Origin of the sequence: Mesorhizobium sp. M7A.F.Ca.ET.027.02.1.1, from assembly GCF_004022985.1 — a bacterium.
In the GTDB taxonomy this organism is placed as follows: domain Bacteria; phylum Pseudomonadota; class Alphaproteobacteria; order Rhizobiales; family Rhizobiaceae; genus Mesorhizobium.
In genome coordinates, this window is the sequence record NZ_RZOL01000788.1 from 1 (window position 1) to 1,118 (window position 1,118).

Below are 1,118 nucleotides of genomic sequence, written 5' to 3' on the forward strand. Positions count from 1 at the left end.
CTTCTCTATGTGGCGGCGACACGAGCGCGAGACAGGCTGTTTGTATCGGGTGTAGCCCCCGCATCAGAGTTCTTGGACGACATCCAATAAAACAGAAGTTAAGGTGAGTCGACGCAAGTAGTCGAACAAGGGACAAAAGTTCGAGTGATGCCGAGGTGACGCGGGGGGCAGGAGTTGGAGGACGTAGATTACGCTGCGCGAATTGAAGCGGCGAGGAACAACTCGGACGAATTGAGTCGCATTGCCGACGAGTTGCAAAAAATTCCCGGGTCGCGCCTTCTGCTGATGCGCGCCATCAATTTGCGGCGTCAGCTGAGAACCAATCGGGGAGATGCCGTTGCTGCGACTGCATCCTCCACGGAACCTCCAAAGCCTGCGACTTGGCTTTCCGACCTCGGCCTTCCCGCGATCGACGGACGTCCGCTCTACAAATACCGTCTCTCGGACTCGGCTTTCGAACTTCTTCAGCACGAGCTGCGATCGAAGTCCGCTGCGCTCGCATTTGATCCGGGACACATCTTGTCTGCGAAGTTTGTGCTGTGGGCAGCTGAATGGTTCAGACGCCACTACGATGGAACGGGCAGAGCTTGGGACGCTGTCGGACAGCCTATCGGCTTGAAAGCCGCGCAATGTGGGCGCAGGCTGACCGATACTGGCTTGCGCTACTGGCGAATTCCAGAACTCCGCTTGAACGGAACACATCACAGGTTGGCCGCTATCGCCCGGCAAGGCGGTTTTCCCGTCGCTGCGCTCGACGGTCCCTCGGGTGGCTGGGCGGCGCGCTTCCTTGAGCGTCTCGTAGGACTGCTTCTCGCTGTTCCCGACCCGACTGTGGAAGTCGCGGATGCAATAGCCGAAAAGCACATGGACATGGTGCCGGAAACTTGGCGCAGCGATGAGATCAGGGTCGTGTCCGCCGAACTGGCTTGCGAAATCGTCCGATTGAAAAGGCTGGCCGAGCAAGCGGGCGTGCCTTCCGGTTCACTTGTTTCAATGTGGCTCGACGAGCATTACGGCGGTTGGCGTGACGACCTGCCGGTCAGTGTCGGAAGCGACGCCGGCAGGGTGCTGGTCGACGGACTGATCAGAACCGATGCAATCAAAGGCGGCGCCGGCTC

The 1,118-nt window shown here is 59.3% G+C and carries 1 protein-coding gene; it reads left to right on the forward strand.

The window, feature by feature from the left end:
* Positions 1-174 precede the first annotated feature (174 nt).
* Positions 175-1,118: hypothetical protein (locus EN749_RS36160; RefSeq protein WP_210214763.1), on the forward strand; the 944-nt coding region annotated here is incomplete at its 3' end.